General features: G+C 69.9%; 14 protein-coding genes. 9 read left to right on the top strand and 5 right to left on the bottom strand.

Features of this window, described 5'->3' with window-relative positions; all coding sequences use genetic code 11:
* The first annotated feature begins 111 nt into the window (after positions 1-111).
* Genes ACGFZQ_RS05355 through ACGFZQ_RS05365 form a run of 3 tightly spaced genes read left to right on the top strand, consistent with a single transcriptional unit; the run spans position 112 to position 7,482 of the window.
* Positions 112-5,772, top strand: coding sequence for a hypothetical protein (locus ACGFZQ_RS05355; RefSeq protein WP_393839283.1), 5,661 nt, complete (start codon positions 112-114; stop codon positions 5,770-5,772).
* Between the two features lie 56 nt (positions 5,773-5,828).
* Complete coding sequence (gene mqnC / locus ACGFZQ_RS05360) at positions 5,829-7,028, top strand: cyclic dehypoxanthinyl futalosine synthase (protein ID WP_393839284.1); 1,200 nt, start codon at positions 5,829-5,831, stop codon at positions 7,026-7,028.
* A 7-nt stretch (positions 7,029-7,035) separates the two neighbouring features.
* Positions 7,036-7,482: a hypothetical protein gene (locus ACGFZQ_RS05365; protein ID WP_393839285.1), complete on the top strand. Its 447-nt coding sequence runs from the start codon at positions 7,036-7,038 to the stop codon at positions 7,480-7,482.
* 15 nt (positions 7,483-7,497) lie between these two features.
* Here the strand turns inward: ACGFZQ_RS05365 and ACGFZQ_RS05370 are convergent, their stop codons facing one another.
* Positions 7,498-8,562, bottom strand: coding sequence for a chitinase (locus ACGFZQ_RS05370; RefSeq protein ID WP_393839286.1), 1,065 nt, complete (start codon positions 8,560-8,562; stop codon positions 7,498-7,500).
* 306 nt (positions 8,563-8,868) lie between these two features.
* Between ACGFZQ_RS05370 and ACGFZQ_RS05375 the strand changes: the two genes are divergently transcribed.
* Genes ACGFZQ_RS05375 through ACGFZQ_RS05390 form a run of 4 tightly spaced genes read left to right on the top strand, consistent with a single transcriptional unit; the run spans position 8,869 to position 13,739 of the window.
* The gene (locus tag ACGFZQ_RS05375) at positions 8,869-9,258 is read left to right on the top strand and encodes a hypothetical protein (protein ID WP_351740893.1); all 390 of its coding nucleotides are present in this window, start codon (positions 8,869-8,871) and stop codon (positions 9,256-9,258) included.
* Positions 9,259-9,280: 22 nt separating this feature from the next.
* Positions 9,281-11,737, top strand: coding sequence for a bifunctional polysaccharide deacetylase/glycosyltransferase family 2 protein (locus tag ACGFZQ_RS05380; protein WP_393839287.1), 2,457 nt, complete (start codon positions 9,281-9,283; stop codon positions 11,735-11,737).
* A complete protein-coding gene (locus ACGFZQ_RS05385; RefSeq protein WP_393839288.1) occupies positions 11,737-13,020 on the top strand; it encodes an acyltransferase in 1,284 nt (427 codons plus the stop codon). Before ACGFZQ_RS05380 ends, ACGFZQ_RS05385 begins: the two co-directional genes overlap by 1 nt.
* Positions 13,021-13,043: 23 nt before the next feature.
* Entirely contained in the window at positions 13,044-13,739 is a 696-nt protein-coding gene (locus ACGFZQ_RS05390; RefSeq protein ID WP_351740884.1) for a demethylmenaquinone methyltransferase, read from the top strand.
* A 36-nt stretch (positions 13,740-13,775) separates the two neighbouring features.
* On the opposite strand, the gene ACGFZQ_RS05395 is transcribed toward ACGFZQ_RS05390, so the two are convergent.
* Positions 13,776-14,084: a PASTA domain-containing protein gene (locus ACGFZQ_RS05395; RefSeq protein ID WP_351740881.1), complete on the bottom strand. Its 309-nt coding sequence runs from the start codon at positions 14,082-14,084 to the stop codon at positions 13,776-13,778.
* Positions 14,085-14,194: 110 nt separating this feature from the next.
* The gene (locus tag ACGFZQ_RS05400; protein WP_393839289.1) at positions 14,195-14,719 is read right to left on the bottom strand and encodes a GNAT family N-acetyltransferase; all 525 of its coding nucleotides are present in this window, start codon (positions 14,717-14,719) and stop codon (positions 14,195-14,197) included.
* A gap of 48 nt (positions 14,720-14,767) precedes the next feature.
* Here ACGFZQ_RS05400 and ACGFZQ_RS05405 point away from each other — a divergent pair, with 48 nt between their 5' ends.
* Entirely contained in the window at positions 14,768-16,102 is a 1,335-nt protein-coding gene (locus tag ACGFZQ_RS05405; RefSeq protein ID WP_393839290.1) for a geranylgeranyl reductase family protein, read from the top strand.
* Positions 16,103-16,142: 40 nt separating this feature from the next.
* On the opposite strand, the gene def is transcribed toward ACGFZQ_RS05405, so the two are convergent.
* Complete coding sequence (gene def, locus ACGFZQ_RS05410; RefSeq protein WP_393839291.1) at positions 16,143-16,769, bottom strand: peptide deformylase; 627 nt, start codon at positions 16,767-16,769, stop codon at positions 16,143-16,145.
* A gap of 335 nt (positions 16,770-17,104) precedes the next feature.
* Positions 17,105-17,911 carry a C40 family peptidase gene (locus ACGFZQ_RS05415; protein WP_351740871.1) on the bottom strand — a complete coding sequence of 269 codons (807 nt, stop codon included), beginning with the start codon at positions 17,909-17,911 and terminating at the stop codon, positions 17,105-17,107.
* A gap of 754 nt (positions 17,912-18,665) precedes the next feature.
* Here ACGFZQ_RS05415 and ACGFZQ_RS05420 point away from each other — a divergent pair.
* Positions 18,666-19,025, top strand: a complete 360-nt coding sequence (locus ACGFZQ_RS05420; protein WP_086791863.1) for an NADH-quinone oxidoreductase subunit A — start codon at positions 18,666-18,668, stop codon at positions 19,023-19,025.
* The last annotated feature ends 10 nt before the right edge of the window (positions 19,026-19,035 follow it).

The raw sequence follows: 19,035 nt of genomic DNA on the forward strand, positions 1-19,035 counted from the left end.
GCGAGCCGCAGGACGCCGAGCCGCACGGGGCGTGGTCGGGGATCGGGGGAGAGCCGTCATGGGCGTACGGAAGATCGAGCAGATCGTGTCCGGTACAACCCCGTCTTCGACGTGCCGAACCTGAAGTTGGGCTACGGCCGGGACAAGAACATCTATCTGGTCGTCGGGGGCAGCCCCGACGGCCGGCTGCTGCGCCTGGCGCCGGACGGTACGCACCAGCGCTTCACCCGGGCCGGCGCCGCCGCGCTGCTCGCCACGGCCGACGCGGCCGGGGTGATCGCGATCGCGGAGCACCACTTCCAGCACCGGGTCGTCTTCTACGACAAGGAGCTCAACGAACTCGGCCACTACGACGACTTCGCCGGTGACGACACCCTCGGCTACACCTCGCCCTCGGGCCTGGAGGCGGCGGAGTCCGGCGTCTTCTACGTCCTCGACCAGCATCGGCGGCGCGTGCTCAGGCTGCTGCCCGACGGCACCCTGGACCAGGAGATCCCCCTTACCGGCCTCCCGGCCGAGGCCGTCTCGGCCGGTGGCGCGGTCGGCCTGCGGGTGGCGGAGCACGCCGGGCGCATCTACACCGCATGGCCGAAGAAGGACAGCCCGGAGGGGTTCGTCTGCGCCAGCGACCTCGCCGGCAGGTGCCTCTGGTCCGACCAGGTCAAGGTCTCGGGCGACCTCTACGGCGGCTTCGACACGACCGAGGACGGCGACCTCCATGTGATCCTCAAGGGCACGGGCCGGCAGCCGCTGCGGATCTACCAGCCGGACGGGCAGAAGACGGACGGCGCGATCGGGCTGCCCGGCGACGGCTACGAGGTGCAGCACCTGCGGCTCCGCGAGGGCAGGTACTACGTCAAGCGGAACGACCCCCGCTATCTGTTCGAGGTGTACGACACCGCCGGTGGCACGGACGCCACACGCGTGGAAGCCGACGTCGAGCGCCTCACCGTGGAGTACGACTCCGATGTGTGGACCGCCGGCCGGCCGATGCCCCTGACCGTCACCCACACCCCGGGCCGCTGGCCGAACCGGCCGCGCTTCCGGGTCTGGCTGCGCCCCCTCGGCGTCCCCGAGTTCACCGAACTCCCGCTGACCGGCGGCGCGGTGACCCCGCCGGCCGACGCGCGGGGCCTCTACCAGGTACGGGTGTCGCCCGATGTCGCCGGACAGCTGTCCGAGTACGTCGTGGACGGCACCGTGGAGATCCGCCCGGCCGGGACCGTACAGGGCTCGCTGTCCCTGATGAGCTGCCGGATCGACAAGGACGAGCACGGCGATCCCCTCCCTCCGGTCAACGTCAACCGCCTCCACTACGGGCGCGGCGAGGCCGTCACCGTCACGGTCCGGGCCCGGGTGGGCCCGGGGGTACCGCTGCCGACCGCCGTACGGGCCGTGCTGACCCGGGACGGCGCGGCACTGCGGGAGTGGAAGGTCGACCTGGACGGCACGGGCAGCGGCCGGCTGGACATCGACGCGGAGTACACCGGCACCCTGGAGCCCGGACGGTATGCCGTCGACGCCGAGCCGCCGACCGGCCTCACCTTCACCGTCGCCCCCCAGTACCTCGACATCGGGCCGGGCCTGACCCGCAGGCCGGGCTTCCACCTCACCCTGTACACCGACATCTACGCCCCCAACCACGCCTGCTTCCCCGTCGACCCGCGCGCGAGGGCCACGAACCCGGTCAGCAGCGCGCTGCCGGGCTACGCGGACCTCCCGGACCTGGTCCAGGCCCACCTGAACCGGGTCCGGGCGCTCGGCCTCAACCTCGCTGTCGACCGGCTCGGCGCGAGCGGCTGGCCCGCCACCTTCGAGACGGACAACGCGGCCGACACCGGCACCGACCTCGCCGGACGGCTCGCGGCCTCCCCGATCGCGGTCCACCCGCTCAAGGCCGGCCTGGAGGACGTGGGCCGCCGGGTCATCGCCGGATACGGCGCACACGGCATCGAGGAACAGGCCGTCCTCCACGTCAACGACACCTTCCTGCCGCTCGACTGGCCGGGGAACTACGAGAACCGCACACTGCCCACGCTCAAGAGCGACCTCACCAGGGTCACCGGCCGGCTGGGCGTCTATGCCGCGTTCCGCGGCTGGACCTGGGGCGCCAACTGGTGGAACGGCCCCGTGGGCGTGGCCGACGCGTCGGGCGCCCAGGAGAAGCAGGAGTTCACGGACGCCGTGAACGCCATCGACCATGGCGGCCGGACCTGGGCACCCGTGCTCGACACCGTGACCGACCGGACCGTCGGACGCAAACCGGCGGAGGCCGCCGAGTTCCGCGAGACCCTGAACACGGTGGCGCCCGGCCTGACCAGCGCGCTGACCAGGCCCTACTACGCGGTGCAGACCCCGCCCGCGCCGCTGTTCGCCGAGGCCGACGAGGTCGATCTGCACTATCAGGGCGAGCAGATCCAGATCCCGCTGGCCACCGCCCACATGGTCGACTTCCTGCGGCGGCCCGGCAAACCGGTGTGGGGCCACCCGGAGCTGACCAACGACGACGGCACCGGCGGAATGATCCTGCCGACCCTGTTCCAGCAGATGCTGCGCGGCCCGGACGGCACCGGCCTGGTCCCCGACGAGGGCGTCCGCCAGACCGAGGGCGTGGCCGCCTACGCCGAACGGACCGGCGGCAGCGGCCCCAAACGCGGCGAGCCGCGCTCCGGCGGAGCGGGCAAGACCTCCGTCCAGCGCGCCGCGTTCGACCTGATCGGCCGCCTCGGCCCGGCCGTCGCGGGCGCCGAGAGCGCCAACCGGGTCGCGATCGTCGTCTCCACCCGCATGCAGCGCCTGGAGCGGTTCGACGGGTGGACCCTCAGCCGTTACTTCGCCCGGCTATACGAGGCGTACAGCGCCTGCCTGTACGCCGGCCGGCCCGCCTCCTTCGTCCACAGCGAGGACGTCACCGCCGATGTGCTGCGCGGCTACCAGGCGGTCCTGCTCGTGGGCCAGCGCGTCGACCCTGAGCCACGGCTGGCGGAGGCCCTGAAGGCCGTACACGCCGACCCTCCGGCGCCGGCGGGCAAGGTCACGGTGTACGCCGACGCCACCTGCCACACCGGCATCGCCGCGGACTTCCATCCGCTGGGCATCGGCTTCGACCACGTCCAGCCGCTCCTCGAGCGGACCGTGCAGAACGACGACACCGCCTACTTCCGGCTCCGCAAGGTCTTCCTCGCCCAGGGCGCCGCCCTCGCCGAGGTGCTGCTCGCCGTCCCCCCGGTCGCCGAGTGCGACAACCCGGAGGTGCTGCTCAGCGAATGGACGGCCGGGGACACCACCTACATCTGGGCCGTCAACAACACCATGCCGGACTGGGAACCGGGGACCGCCTGGCGCGTCGGGCTGCTGTGCGCCCAACGCCTGCCCGTGCGGGCGAAGCTGACGGTACGACTGCCCGCCCTGCACCAGGTCGTCGACGTGCTCACCGGCAAGCCGGTCTCGCTGCTCGGCGGCACCTTCACGGCGGACCTGCGCACCGTACCGGCCCGCCTCTACGCGATCGTCCCGCTGCTGCACACCCCGCTGCCGACCGCCTCGGAGGACGGATTCGGCCCGCACGTCAGGGACATCGCGGTCGCCGCCGACGGCAGTACCGCGGCCCTCAACACCTTCGACTGGGACCACAACCTCTACGGCCTCGACCTCGCCACCGGCCGCACCCGCTGGCGCCGGCGCCTCGGCCACCACTTCGCCTACGGCCCCACCGCCCGCCCCGACGGCTTCGCCGTCCAGGGCTTCGACCTGAACTCCCCGGAGGGCTACCACCTCTACGTGCTGGACCCCGCCGGCCGACCGCAGCGCCGGTTCGCCCTGTTCGGCCTGCCCAAGAAGGCCACCGACTGGTCCAAGCCGGAATGGGGGTACGACTACGGCCTGAACAACTTCGCGGTGGCGCCCGGCGGTTCCTGGATCGCCACCTCCGGCGACCTGGGTCTCGCCGTGTGGGACGACCAGGGCGACGAGAAGTGGGCGGATTCCTGGTGGACGGAGAACCGCCGCACGCCGCTTCGCCTCCTCGCCCTCGACGAGGACACCCTGATCACCTACGCCGACAACACCATCACCGGCCGCTCGGCGGCGGACGGCACCACCCTGTGGACGATCCCCACCGCCGTCGGCGCGAGCTTCGGCGGGGCCTTCGGCGCGGGAGCGGTCAGCGGCGACCGCCGTACGGCGGTGATCGCGTCGGAGGCCGACGGCGGCCGCGTGTACGTGATCCGCGACGGAGCCCTCGTCACCACCCTGCCCACCGCGGCCGCCGAGCTGGCCGTCTCCGCCGACGGCTCCCTCCTCGCGGTCACCACCGGCAACCAGCTGAGGGCCTACGACACCACGGCCGGCCTGCTGTGGACCCACACCGGGGACGACTTCCTGCGCCGCCCGCGCGTCTCGCCCGACGGGACCCGGATCGCCGTCGGCAGCGAGCTGGGCACGCTGTCCGTGCTGCGGCGCGACGGCACCCTGCTGACCGCCACCGACCTGCGGGCGCTCCCGGTGCCGGCCTGGCTGCCGGACGGCGATCTGCTCGCCGCCACCTGGATGGGCACAGTCGTCCGGTACGGCGCCGATCTCGAGGAGCGCTGGCGGACCCGGCTGGCCCCGGAGGAGACGGACATCCGTGCCAAGCTGACGGCCCCCGACCCGGTGCCCGTGGTGCGCAGGACGGACTGGGGCAACGCGCGCTCCGAGCCGTACGACCTGACCCCCAACCTCCTCGCGGACACCCACGCCATCTTCACCATGAGGATGGTCAACCCCGAGTACGACATGGGTCCGAAGCCCGAGGCCTTCGCACTCCTGACCGACGGCAGTGCCACTCCGCCCGCCGAGCCATGGCTGCATCCGACGCTCCTCGGCGGTCTCGGCGCCCGCGGCTCGGACCAGCGCTTCGTGCTCACCCTGGACACGTTCCGCTCCCAGCTGGAGCTGACCGGTGTCACCGTCGCCGAGGACCCCGCGCACCCCGAGTCCTGGATGCGTGACGTGCTGCTCCAGTGGTGGGACGCCCGGAACGCCGTCTGGCGGGACGGCCCGATGCTGCTGTCCGACCGGGCCGTGCACAGCCACGACGTCGACCTGCGCTCGGGACGCTTCCGGTTCGTCACGACCGGCGGCGGCACCTGGCCGGCGGGCAACCTCCGGTTCGGTGAACTGGTCTTCCACGGCCGGGTCCTGGGCCCCTCCCACCGTGACGTGGTGGAGAACAACCCCGTCGCCGTCCTCTTCGACGACCGCGAGGACGACGTACACGACCTGCTGATCGGCGGCAGGGGCGTCGAGATCCAGGAGGGCGGCGCGTACTCCGGCAGCACCAGGTGCCTGCGGGTGCCGGGGCCGCTGCCGGGCGGCCAGTACCCCGCCAGTTATGCCGCCTTCGGCTACTCGATGCACGACTGGGACTTCAAGATCGTGGAACATCCGAGCCTTCCGGGCGAGTACCGCCATCTCCAGTTCGCCTGGAAGGCGCTCGGCCCCGAGACCACGGGCATCGGCCTGCGGATCGGGGACGGCTCGCGCAACGACGGCCGGGTCTTCGGCGTGAACGCCGGGATCTCCCACTGGCCGCCGGCCCCCACGCTGCTGACCGAGCACTCGGTCGGGCAGGTCCCGGCCGACTGGAGTGTGGTGCGCCTGGACCTGTGGACCCTGTGGGCACAGGACCCGGACCTGATGAAGATCACCCAGCTCGCCGTGCGCACGGACGGCGGCGGTGCCCTCTTCGACCGGATCCTCCTCGGCCGTACCGAGGCGGACCTGCCGTAGCGGCTGGCGTAGGCTGGCCGGGTCTGTCCACAACCCTTGACGAAAGGGACGCCCTGGTGACCGAGAAGGCCGACCTCCAGTCTGTCCTCGACCGTGCCGCCGCCGGTGGGCGGATCACCCCGGAAGAGGCGCTCGCCCTCTACCGCGACGCGCCCCTGCACGCGCTGGGTGCCGCCGCCGACGCCGTACGCCGCCGCAGGTACGCGGGTACCGAGCACATCGCGACGTACATCATCGAGCGGAACATCAACTACACGAACGTGTGCGTCACGGCGTGCAAGTTCTGCGCCTTCTACGCGGCCCCCAAGGACAAGGCCAAGGGCTGGACCCGGGACCTCGACGACATCCTGCGCCGGTGCGCGGAGACGATCGAGCTGGGCGGCACCCAGATCATGTTCCAGGGCGGCCACCACCCCGACTTCGGCGTCGAGTACTACGAGCAGAACTTCAAGGCGATCAAGGACGCGTTCCCGCAGCTGGTGATCCACAGCCTGGGGGCGTCCGAGGTCGAGCACATGGCCCGGATCTCCGGCGTCTCGGTCGAAGAGGCCATCACCCGCATCCACGAGGCCGGCCTCGACTCCTTCGCGGGCGCCGGCGCGGAACTCCTGCCCGCGCGCCCCCGCAAGGCCATCGCGCCCCTCAAGGAGAGCGGCGAGCGCTGGCTGGAGATCATGGAGGCGGCGCACAAGCTGGGCGTGGAGTCCACGTCCACGATGCTCATGGGCACCGGCGAGACCAACGCCGAGCGCATCGAGCACCTGCGGATGATCCGGGACGTCCAGGACCGCACGGGCGGCTTCCGCGCCTTCATCCCGTACACCTACCAGCCCGAGAACAACCATCTGAAGGGCCGCACGCAGGCGACCCTCTTCGAGTACCTGCGGATGATCGCGATCGCCCGGGTCTTCCTCGACAACGTCGCCCACATCCAGGGCTCCTGGCTGACGACCGGCAAGGAGGTCGGCCAGCTCTCGCTCCACTACGGCGCCGACGACCTCGGCTCGATCATGCTGGAGGAGAACGTCGTCTCGTCGGCCGGCGCCAAGCACCGCTCCAACCGCCTGGAGATCATCGACCTGATCCGCAAGGCGGGCCGTGTCCCGGCACAGCGCGCGACGACGTACGAGCACCTGGTCGTCCACGACGACCCGGCGAACGACCCCGTGGACGAGCGGGTGATGTCGCACATCTCGTCGACGGCGATCGAGGGCGGCACGGCGCACCCGGAGTTGAAGCTCCTCACCTCCAACTGACCGGGCCGTGGAGACGATTCACACGGCGGACCGGGTCTTCGTCGCCTGGGACTCCGATCCGATCGAGAACGGCGCCGTGGTGGTCGTACAGGACCGGATCGGTGCCGTGGGGACGTACGAGGAGCTGCGCGAGCGGTTCCCGCAGGCGCGGGTACGCCGGTGGCCGGGGTCCCTCGGCCCCGCCCGGCTCCACGACGGCCCCCTGCCGGACGCCCCCAGCCCGCGCGAGCGCGTGCACGCCGTGCTGAAGCTGGGAGCGGTGGTGGTCCTGGAGGCGTACGTCGACTCACCCGGACTCCGGGCGGCGGCGGAACGCAACGACGTCTCCGTGGTCTCCGCACCGCGCCCCGCACGGCTCGTCGAGACAGCCAGAGCCGACCTGGCCGTGTTCGACGAGACGGAGGCGTGCCTCGCGACCGTCTGCGCGGGACGACTCGTCCACAGACGGAAGTAGCGGAGCAGACGCCGCTCAGCCCGCGAACGCCTTCGCGAACGCCCCCGAACTCTGGCTGACACCACTGCAGTTGGTCGCGGCGTCGTCATCCCCCGAACTCCCGCTCTCGCACTGCTGGTCCCGGAACGTCGACCACATCGAGACCCAGGCGATCCCGTTCTCCTCCGCGAAGGTCCGCACGTCGGCCGCGTCCGACAACGTGAGCGTCTCCCCGTCCACGTCGTTCACCCCGATCATCGAGGTCAGCGCCATCCCGCCCCACGCCCCCACGTCGGACAGCCCGAACACCTTCTTCAGCTGCGTGTGCGTGGCCTTCGCCGAGGTGACCGCGTAGCCGCCCATGTCCCCGTCGTACGACTCGCCGTAGTTCATGGTCATGATGTCGACCGTCGAGACCTGCACGTCGTACTTGTTCGCGGACTCCAGCAGCGCGAGGCCGTCGGAGTCGAGCCCCGACGGCATCACGGGCAGGGTGAAGGTGACCTCCAGGTCGGGCCGTTCCTTCTGGAGCTGTGCGATCGCCTGCGACCGCAGGGCGACCGAGTCGGAGTCGGTCAGCGTGTCGCCCTCGATGTCGAAGTCGGCCTGGGTGGAGCCCGCGGCGTCCAGCGCGGCGCCGTACGCCGCGGCGAGCTTCGAGGCGCTGGAGCAGGTCGTCGCGAGCTCCTTGCCCGAGGCCCCGCCGAAGGACACCCGGACCGACGCGCCGTCCTGCTTCAGCTGGGAGATGCGGGACTTCACGGCCGAACTGCCGATCGCGGTCGTCCCGTTCCACTTCGGTGTGCAGCTGCTGCCGCCGGAGATCACGAAGGCCAGGTTGTACGCCGACGGCGAGCCCGCGTCGTCCGTGTCGGCGGCCTCCGTCGCGCTGACGTAAGGAGCGTAGGACGTACTCGACGTATCGGATGTGCCTGATGTGCCCGATGTGTCGGACTCGTCGGTCGCGCTCGGCGAGGCCGAACTCCGCTTCGACGGTGCGGGCGCCGCGTCCGACGTGCCGTCGGAGCCCGAGGAGCAACCCGTCACTGCCATGGCAAACAGGCAGGTAAGCCCAGCGGCCGGCCTCAGGAAACCCCGCATTAAGATGCACCCGCTCTCGTGATTTGTGTCTCAGAGTCGAAACAAACCCTGATTCGAAAGGAAAACGTCTCACACATACATGGTGTTCAACGGTTCGATCGATACATAGAAAACTCATGGAATGAAGGGTGTGTATCGGGCGAATGGGGCGCCACAAAAGGGGCGTTGAGTAAGTTTCCCCTCCCCGGCGGTCTCCGCAGGTGTTCACAGAATCTCTCAGTGAAAAGACAGGTTAAGGCGTTTCTCATGGGCGCCTCACAAGAACTCCGAAGGCGGTCACATAAAGGCTCCCTAATATCTCGGGATATGCAATCCGAGCCTGCCATCGAAAGCCGCGCCGCCGGGCGCGGTCGCCGCCGCAAACAAGGCAACGGGTCTGCCGAGGGGCCCGTGTTCGTCGACTCCTCGGGACGCCGGTCCAAGCTGCTGCGCCGCGTCGGCCTTCTCCTCGGCGTCGTCTGCCTCGCCTACACGGGCGTGCTCGGCGCCGCCTTCATGGGCTGGGGCACCTCGCTCACCCCGGACTCGCTGATCCCCGGCTTCGCACGCGCGGGCAACGCCCCCGGCGGCGAGCGCCCGCAGGGCGGCATCGGCCGTCAGGCCGGCCTGCCCAGCGGCCGCCCGTCGGCGCCGCCCTCGACGGTCGCCACCCCGTCGGCATCCGCATCCGAATCCGCGTCCGCCGCTGCCAACTGATCGGAACGCAGGCCCTTTTCCCATGACTACACCGACCTCCTCGCGCGGCCGCAGGCGCGCCCCCTCCCGCATCGAGCGGGCGGCCGGCCGGGCCGCGGCGCTGCAGAAACCACGTGTCATCCTCGCCCTGCTGCTCCTGCTGGCGCTGACCTGCGTGATGCTGCTCGACGGCTATCTGCGCGCAGAGGTCGGCGGCGACCAGCGGGTCCGTACCGGCGCCAGCTCCAGCAAGGTGCCGGACAAGGTCCTCGACGGCGGCCCGATCCTCACCTTCCGGGGCGGCCAGGCGACCACGGTCTCGGTCCCCTCCAAGACCATCGCGCTCACCTTCGACGACGGCCCGAACCCGACCTACACCCCGCAGGTCCTCAAGATCCTCGACCAGTACGACATCCCGGCCACGTTCTTCCTGGTCGGCTCGATGGTGTCGCGCTACCCGAGCATCGTGAAGACCATGGTCGAGCAGGGCAACGAGGTGGGCATCCACACCTTCACGCACGTCGACCTGTCGTACCAGAGCGACGCCCGGACCAACCGCGAGATGCAGCAGACCCAGCTCGCGCTCGCGGGCGCGGCCGGGATCACGACGACCCTGTTCCGGGCGCCGTACTCCTCGGAGACGGACGCCATCGACAACTACAGCTGGCCCGTCTACCAGAAGCTCGGCAAGGAGGGCTACACCAGCGTCTTCGTCGACACCGACAGCGACGACTGGAAGAAGCCGGGCGTCTCCAAGATCATCAACTGGGCCACGCCGAAGAAGAACAAGGGCGCCTCGGTGCTCTTCCACGACGCCGGTGGCGAGCGCTCGCAGACCATCAAGGCGCTGCCGCAGTACATCAAGAAGATGAAGGCGAAGGGCTACACCTTCACCACCATCAGCGGTGTCATCCAGAAGCAGGGCACGGGCAACGGGCGGTCCGCCACGACGGCCGGTGGCACCGGGGGTACCGGGAGCACCGGAGGCACGGCCGCCACCAGAGTCGCCGAGGCCGGCGCCCTCACCGGCACCGGAACGGGCTCCGGCACCGGCAACGCCGGCGGAAACGGCACCGGTACCGGCACCCCGCCCGGCGGAACCGCCCCGAACGGCGAGAACACCCCGAACACGGGCACGGGCACGGGCACAGGAAACGGCAACAGCAACCGCAACTCCCTCACCACCGGCCTCCAGGCGGCCCACCGCACCGCCACCGGTATGACCCTCTACGAGGGCAAGGCGCTCCTCGTGGCGGTCGCGATCGCCGAATGGGCGCTGCCGGTGCTGTCGGTCCTGCTCTTCGTCGTCGGCGTCGCGGTCATGGGCCGCTTCGGCATGATGCTGCTCATCGCCCGCCGCCACTACCGGCTGCGCAACAAACGCCGGTTCAGCTGGGGGCCGACGGTCACCGGACCGGTGAGCGTGATCGTCCCGGCGTACAACGAGAAGGAGTGCATCGCCAACACCCTGGAGTCGCTGGCGCAGAGCACGCACCCGATCGAGGTCATCGTCGTCGACGACGGTTCCACGGACGGCACCTCGGAGATCGCCCGCGCCGCCGCCGACAAGCTCGGTATGGCCAACGTCCGGGTCATCCGCCAGGAGAACGCCGGCAAACCGGCCGCCCTCAACAACGGCGTCCGCAGCGCCAGTTACGACATCGTCGTGATGATGGACGGCGACACGGTCTTCGAACCGGAGACGGTACGACACCTCGTGCAGCCCTTCGCCGACCCCGAGGTCGGCGCGGTCGCCGGCAACGCCAAGGTCGGCAACCGCAACACGATCATCGGTGCCTGGCAGCACATCGAGTACGTGATGGGCTTCAACCTGGACCGCCGTATGTACGACCTGTTGCGCTGCATGCCGACGATCCCCGGCGCGATCGGCGCGTTCCGCCGCGAGGCGGTGCTGGAGGTCGGCGGGATGAGCGAGGACACCCTCGCCGAGGACACCGACATCACCATCGCCATGCACCGCGCGGGCTGGCGGGTCGTCTACCAGGAGCACGCCAAGGCCTGGACCGAGGCGCCCGCTTCGCTCAAGCAGCTGTGGTCCCAGCGCTACCGCTGGTCGTACGGCACCATGCAGGCCCTGTGGAAGCACCGCAAGTCCCTGACGGACAAGGGCCCCTCGGGCCGCTTCGGCCGGGTCGGCATGCCGCTGGTGGTGCTCTTCCAGATCGTCACGCCCGTCTTCGCCCCGCTCATCGACGTCTTCACGGTCTACTCCATGATCTTCGTCGACTTCGAGGCGGCCCTGCTGGCCTGGCTGGCGGTCCTCGGCATCCAACTGGGCTGCGCGGCCTACGCGTTCCGGCTGGACAAGGAGCGGTACCGCTACCTCCTGATGATGCCCCTCCAGCAGCTGGCCTACCGTCAGATGATGTACCTCGTCCTCATCCACTCCTGCATCACCGCCCTCACCGGCGGCCGCCTGCGCTGGCAGAAACTCAAGCGCACCGGCGAGGTAGGCACCCCGGCGGGAGTGAGCGGCTGATGACCTGGGACCAGCAGCAGAACCCGTACCAGCAGGGCTACGGCTACGGCTACGACCACGGCGGCTACGGTCAGCAGCAGTACGCGCAACAGCCGTATCCGCAGCAACAGCAGTACGTCGAGTACGGGCCCGCCCCGGTGGCGGAGCAGACGGCCCCGCTTCCGGCGGTGGAGCCGGAGCCCGAGCCCAGGCCCGAGTCCGAGCCTCGTGCCGAGGGACCGGCACCCGCTCCCGATCCGCAGCCCAAGCCCCCGGGCAGGGACCGCTACTTCGACACCCTCCGCGCGGTCGCCCTGATCCGTGTCGTCACCTACCACACCTTCGGCTGGGCCTGGTGCGGCATGGTGTTCCCGTCCATGGGCATCATGTTCGGCCTGGCCGGCACGCTGATGGCGAAGTCCCTGGAGCGTCCGGCGCTGAAGGTGGTCAAGAGCCGGCTGCGCCGTCTCCTCCCGCCGTTCTGGTTCTGGGGCCTCTTCGTCGTGCTGGCGATGCTGGTCCACGACTGGATGCCGGGCTGGCAGATCGTCTACTGGGTCGTGCCGCTCGGCGACCCGCCGGGCAACGCGTGGGGCGAGCAGGCCTGGGAGATCCTCTGGTACCTGCGGACGTACCTCTGGTTCGTGCTCCTCTCCCCGGCCCTGCTGTGGATCTTCCGCAAGGCGCCCGTCCCGGTCCTCGTCCTCTCCCTCGTCCCGATCCTGATCCTGAATTTCGTCTGGTCCGGCCCGGACAACCGGCTCGGCAGCGCCCTGTGGGACCTGTCGACGTACCTCTTCTGCTGGATCCTCGGCTTCGCCCACCGCGACGGCGTGCTCCAGCGGATGAAGCCGGCCCTGGTGGTCGTCGCCTCGCTCGCCGCGATGGGGTACGGCGGCTGGTACGCCTTCTCGCACCAGGCCGACTTCGGGACCTACGACCTGGACGAGAACCCCCTCGCGCAGGCCTTCTGGTCGGCCGGGTTCGTGCTGCTGCTGATGTGGGCGAAGGCGTACTTCAGGATCGACTTCGCCTGGCTGACCCGCTTCCGGCGGCTGGACCGCACGGTCACCGTCTTCAACGCCCGCGCGGTGACGATCTACCTCTGGCACGAGATCGCGCTGATCCTGGCGGTTCCGCTGATCGACCAGATGTGGAACGTGCCCGCGTTCGAGAAGTGGCTCCCGCTGGACAGCCAGTGGTTCATGTTCGGCGTCGGCTGGATCCTGATCGCCGTGTTCATCCTGCTGTGCGGCTGGGTGGAGGACGTGGCGGCGAAGAAGAAGCCCCGGCTTCTGCCGTGACGGCGGGCTGCAAGAATGGCGAGGTGACCCGCGCCTCCCTGAACAAGCAGCCGCACGAAGTCGCCTCGATGTTCGACGACGTGGCGGAACGGTACGACCTGACCAACGACGTGCTGTCGCTCGGCCAGGACCGGCACTGGCGGAAGGAGGTCGCCCGGGCGGTCGACGCGCGGCCCGCGCAGAAGATCCTCGACCTGGCGGCCGGCACGGGCACCTCCTCCCAGCCGTTCGTCCAGGCCGGCGCCTACGTCGTGCCCTGCGACTTCTCCCTCGGCATGCTCCAGGTCGGCAAGCGGCGCACCGCCTGGATGCCCTTCACCGCCGGGGACGCCACCCGGCTGCCCTTCAGGGACGACACCTTCGACGCCGTCACGATCTCCTTCGGCCTGCGCAACGTCCAGGACACCGACGCGGCCCTGCGGGAGATGTACCGGGTGACGCGGCCCGGCGGCCGGGTGGTGATCTGCGAGTTCTCGCACCCCACCTGGGCGCCCTTCCGGACCGTCTACACCGAGTACCTGATGCGCGCGCTGCCGCCGGTCGCCCGCGCGGTCTCCTCCAACCCGGACGCCTACGTCTACCTCGCCGAGTCCATCCGCGCCTGGCCCGACCAGCCCGCGCTGGCCGGACGGCTGCGCGAGGCGGGCTGGTCGAAGGTGGCCTGGCGCAACCTCACCGGCGGGGTCGTCGCCCTGCACCGGGGCTTCAAGGAGGCCTGAGCCCGCTTCCGGGAGGCCTGAGTCCCGTCCCGGGCGTCACCCGCCGATCACCTCGAAGGTGTCACCGGGCCGGTCCAGCTCCCGTTGCAGACCGCCCGTCGGTGGCCGTGGGATGCGTGGCTCGCGCACGCCTCCGCCGCCCTCGCCCTCACCGAAGTCGAACCACACGTACACCATCGAGTCCCGCGGCACCTCGGCACCGGGCTGCGGGAACTGGCGTACGACGTAGTCGACGACGGCGAGATGGAAGTCCGGCCGGTCCGGCGCGTTGAGGAACAGCCCCCGCGCCTGGGCGGTCTCGCGCGCGTCCACGGCCATCAGTCCGACCAGCCGCGGTACGCGCACTTCGGGTGTTTTGGGTGTTATATGCACAGATGTCACCCCCAGCGGTACTGGAAGGGTAACCCCCGGCATATGGCACCCGGAAGCGCCAGGTGTCTTTCTGTAACAGATCGTTACTCTGCGTTATCATCCCGCAGGTCGAGCCGGAAACAGAGCGTGTCCTCCTGGAGCCTCGGGTGCGGGAACGTCTCCGCGAGCTCCATTCCGAGGCGCCGGGCGACCGCGACCGACCGCTCGTTCCCGGGCCGCACCATCGCCACCACCTTCGGCACGCCCGCCGCCCGCAGCCGCTCCAGCGTCGTCAGCGCCGCCGCCGTCGCGTACCCCTGGCCCCAGTGCTCCCGGCCGAGCCGCCAGCCGATCTCGATCTCGCCCCTGGGCCCCCAGTCCCGCGGCCACGGCTGGGCGCCGGTGAAGCCGACGACCCGCCCGGACTCGTCGGCCATCGTCCACAGGCAGAAACCGAACTCCGCGTCGTGCCGGCGCTGCCGGGCGGTGAGCTCCTCGTAGACCGACAGCTCCGCGGATTGGCCGCCGTGGAACTCCATGACGTCCGGGTCGTCGAAGACCCGGTACCAGGCGAACGCGTCTTCGTGCGTGGGTACACGCAGCCGTACCGCGGGGAGAGCTCGGTTCACAGGGGCAGCCCTTCAGCCGGGTGATCAGTACCGCTGAATAGACTGCCCATGTCCAGTGCCGGTCGGCACGCAGATTTCGAGCCTTGGGGAGCCCCCGCCGTGACCGAGCCCCTCTCCGAAAACACCGCCGATGTCATCGTCGTCGGCGCGGGGCCAGCCGGCTCCACGACGGCGTACCATCTCGCCAAGTCCGGTCTGGACGTGCTCCTGCTGGAGAAGACCGAGTTCCCGCGCGAGAAGGTGTGCGGCGACGGACTCACCCCACGCGCGGTGAAGCAGCTGGTCGCCATGGGCGTCGACATCTCCGAGGAGGCCGGCTGGCTGCGCAACAAGGGTCTGCGCATCGTCGGCGGCGGCACCCGCCTCCAGCTTGACTGGCCGGATCTCGCCTCCTTCCCCGACTACGGCCTGGTCCGCAAACGCGACGACTTCGACGAACGGCTCGCCCGCCAGGCGCAGAAGGCGGGCGCCCGCCTCTTCGAGCGCTGCAACGTCGGCGCCCCGATCATCGACGACCGCACCGGGCGGATCACCGGTGTGCACGCCAAGCTCGGTGAGGAGAAGCGCGAAGTCACCTTCCACGCGCCGCTCGTCGTGGCCGCCGACGGCAACTCCACCCGCCTCTCCCTCGCGATGGGCCTGCACCGCCGCGAGGACCGCCCGATGGGCGTGGCCGTCCGGACCTACTTCACCTCCCCCCGTCACGAGGACGACTACCTGGAGTCCTGGCTGGAACTCTGGGACCGCCGCGGCCCCCAGGACCGCCTGCTGCCCGGCTACGGCTGGATCTTCGGCATGGGCGACGGCACCTCCAACGTCGGCCTGGGTGTCCTGAACACCTCCGACTCCTTCAAGGAACTGGACTGGCGCGAGGTCCTCAAGGCCTGGTGCGCCTCCATGCCCGCGGACTGGGGCTACACCCCCGAGAACATGACCGGCCCGATCCGCGGCGCGGCCCTCCCCATGGCCTTCAACCGCCAGCCCCACTACACGCGCGGCCTGCTCCTCGTCGGCGACGCCGGCGGCCTGGTGAACCCCTTCAACGGTGAGGGCATCGCCTACGCCATGGAGTCCGGCCAGATCGCCGCCGACGTCATCGTCCAGGCGCACGCGCGGGCCACGCCCGGCCAGCGCGAGACGGCCCTGCTGCGCTACCCGCAGGTCCTCAAGGACACCTACGGCGGCTACTACACGCTGGGCCGCGCCTTCGTGAAGCTCATCGGCAACCCGAAGGTCATGCAGATCGCGGCCCAGCGCGGCCTGACCCACCCGCTGCTGATGAAGTTCACCCTGAAGCTCCTGGCGAACCTCACCGACCCGACCGGCGGCGACGCGATGGACCGCATCATCAACGGCCTGAGCAAGGTGGCCCCGAAGGCGTGAGCGCCACTACGGGGTGACTGCCGGTACGAGGTGGGCGCCGCTACGAGGTGAGCGCCTCGATGTTGGCGGCTCTGCGGGCGTAGACCTCCTCCCGCCGGGCCGCCACCTGCCGCAGTGCCTCCTTCCGGTCCCGCCCCGAGAGCCGGTCGAGAAACACGCGTCCGTTCACATGGTCGGTCTCGTGCGCGAGGCAGCGGGCGAAATACCCCGTTCCCTCAAGGGTGAGCGGATTGCCGTCCTTGTCCTGCCCGTGCACGACCGCCCGGTCCGGGCGCGGTACGTCCATGACGGCACCCGGTACCGACAGGCAGCCCTCGCTGTCGTCGAGCAGCCGTCGCCCGGCCGGGTCCGGTGTCTCCAGCACGGGGTTGACGATGTGACCGACATGTCGGACACCGTCGTCATCGGGGCAGTCGTACACGAACAGCCTCAAGTCGACCCCGACTTGGTTGGCCGCGAGACCGGCTCCATCGGCGATGTACATGGTGAGGAACATGTCGTCGATGAGTGCGGCGAGGTCGGGTCCGAACTCCGTGACGTCCCGGCACGGCTTGTGCAGGACTTCCTCGCCGGTCTCGGTGATCCGGCGCACCGAACCGCGCCGGGCCTCGGGGGCGTGACGGGGGTAGTGGTCCAGGGGGTTGCCCTGGACGAAGACGCGTGGCATCGCGGTGTCCCCTTCTCGGGTCTCGGGCCGCTCCGTGAGAGCGGCATGCATCGAGAATCCCAGGAGTCACCGGATCGCGGGCGGGCCTGTGGAAAACCCTGGCGGGGGGGCCTGTGGAAAACCGGGAGAAGGGCGGCCCGCAGCGGGACGACTCGCGGCAGGGCGTCTCGCGGCGGGGGGTGACCCGCCGTAGGGGGCGGCCCGCCGCAGGGCGGCCGCGGGCGGCCTTCGCGGGGCGGGCGTGCCGGAAGGGCCGCTGCCCCCGAGCGGCTGCGGCCCTACCGTGCTTGTGCGATGCCCGAGTTGCCTCGGCTTGTCTCGGGTTGCCCTTGTTGTCAGAGCACCCGCACCGCGCCGGTCGGCGGGTCGTAGTCCAGCGGGTGCTCCCCGACGCCGCTGGAGGGGTTCTGCGCGCCCACGAACATGCCGTCGCCCACGTACACGGCCACGTGGTACGCGCTGCCGGCGCTGCCCCAGTAGAGGATGTCGCCGGGCTGGAGGTTACTCAGCGAGACCTGGGTGCCCTGCGTCGACTGGTCCTGGGAGACGCGCGGCAGGCTGACGCCGACCGACTTGAAGGCGGCCTGCACGAGACCCGAGCAGTCCCACGAGTTGGGGCCCGTGCCGCCGGAGACGTAGGCGTCGCCGATCTGCGCCTTCACGAAGGCGACCACAGCGGCGGCCGAACCGGTCGCCGTGGACGTGCTCGTGGAGGCGCTGGAGGACGTGGTGGTGGCGCTGAGCGTGGTCCGCTCGGCGCTGCGCGAGGCGGCGCGCTCAGCGGCCTCCTTGCGGGCCTCCTCCGCCTTCTTCTTGGCCTCGGCCTTCTTCTTGGCCTCAGCGAGGTCCGACTTGGCCTGCTTGGCGGCCTTTGCGGCGGCCGCGTCGCGCTCGGCCTGGAGCGAGTAGTTCGCGGCGGCCTGCTGCGTGGCGTCGGCGGACTGGGCCACCTGGGTGGCCACATCGGCCGTGAGGATGGGCAGTTCGAGCGTCTGCGTCACGGGTTCGGCGGCACTCGCCGAGGCCGCGCCCGCCGCTGCCATGCCGAGGACGCCACTGGCAACTCCGGCGCGCACGGCGATGTTCGTCGTCGCGCTGCGGCGGGGTTTCCGGTGGCTGCGTATGTGAGCGGTGTGGGACATGGGAACAACCGGTACCAGGGGCTCCTTCATATCTTCAAGAAACGTGTGCTGCGCCACAGTTGTTCAATCGGGGCCGTGAATCCTGTGCGTGTCATTCTTTATTGACGCCGTAACGGACATTGCGGGCGCCTGTGATCACACCTGTGATCACGTTCTTTCGCCATAACGTCCGAATTGCCCCCGACCTACCATCGGTTGAGATGATTGGCCAAGCCTGGTTCTCAGGGGCCTCTCATCAATGTGGCGGAGGTCACGGAACGGTTACCGGTAGGGGTGCGTCTCGTGCGCGGGTCGAGCCCGCCCGAGTTCGTGAACGTGTGCACGCGTCCACATCACCTCCCGCGCCTCCCTCTCAGGTGTGAACGCGGTCCTCTATCAGCGCGGTCCGTCCACCGCGAATTTGCATGCAGAGGAACCCTCTTGATATAGAGACGCCCGCTCGAAACCCTCTCCCGCCTGCGCGGACGGTCGAAAATGTCACCTCTCGTGATCAGCTGAACGCTTCGAGTGCGAAGATCACCACTCATCCGACTTCATGATCGATCGTCAGGTGGTGGAGATCACAAAGCTTGTGTAATACCCCGTGTCGCAGATCACAGAGCGACGGGCATAAGATGCGAGGCAGCTGGGCTTGTGACCTGCTTCACATGTTCGCGATCTTCGCCCGGGACGTGCGGGGTTCGTGTGACGGAAGAGGCGAGTGGGCCCGGTCGAACCGCCACCAGTCAGTGCCGACTGAGAGGAGCGAGGAGCGGTGAACGCGTATGCGCCCATCCTCGTACTGGGAGCCCTCGGGGCAGGCTTTGCGATCTTCTCCGTGGTCATGGCCACGCTGATCGGTCCGAAGCGGTACAACCGCGCCAGGCTCGAAGCCTACGAGTGCGGAATCGAGCCGACCCCCACGCCGGCCGGCGGCGGGCGTTTCCCGATCAAGTACTACCTGACGGCGATGCTCTTCATCGTCTTCGACATCGAGATCGTCTTCCTCTACCCCTGGGCCGTCACCTTCGACGCCCTGGGTGTTTTCGGGCTCGTGGAGATGCTGCTCTTCGTGCTCACCGTCTTCGTCGCCTACGCGTACGTCTGGCGGCGCGGCGGCCTGGAATGGGACTGAGGGGCTTTTA

Origin of the sequence: Streptomyces sp. NPDC048254 (assembly GCF_043201895.1) — a bacterium.
GTDB lineage: Bacteria > Actinomycetota > Actinomycetes > Streptomycetales > Streptomycetaceae > Streptomyces.

Coding starts and splice junctions, on each gene's coding strand:
- ACGFZQ_RS05375 (WP_351740893.1), top strand. CDS start 8,869: ATGCAATCCGAGCCTGCCATCGAAAGCCGCGCCGCCGGGCGCGGTCGC.
- ACGFZQ_RS05380 (WP_393839287.1), top strand. CDS start 9,281: ATGACTACACCGACCTCCTCGCGCGGCCGCAGGCGCGCCCCCTCCCGC.
- def (WP_393839291.1), bottom strand. CDS start 16,769: ATGCCACGCGTCTTCGTCCAGGGCAACCCCCTGGACCACTACCCCCGT.
- ACGFZQ_RS05405 (WP_393839290.1), top strand. CDS start 14,768: ATGTCCAGTGCCGGTCGGCACGCAGATTTCGAGCCTTGGGGAGCCCCC.
- ACGFZQ_RS05415 (WP_351740871.1), bottom strand. CDS start 17,911: ATGTCCCACACCGCTCACATACGCAGCCACCGGAAACCCCGCCGCAGC.
- ACGFZQ_RS05370 (WP_393839286.1), bottom strand. CDS start 8,562: ATGCGGGGTTTCCTGAGGCCGGCCGCTGGGCTTACCTGCCTGTTTGCC.
- ACGFZQ_RS05385 (WP_393839288.1), top strand. CDS start 11,737: ATGACCTGGGACCAGCAGCAGAACCCGTACCAGCAGGGCTACGGCTAC.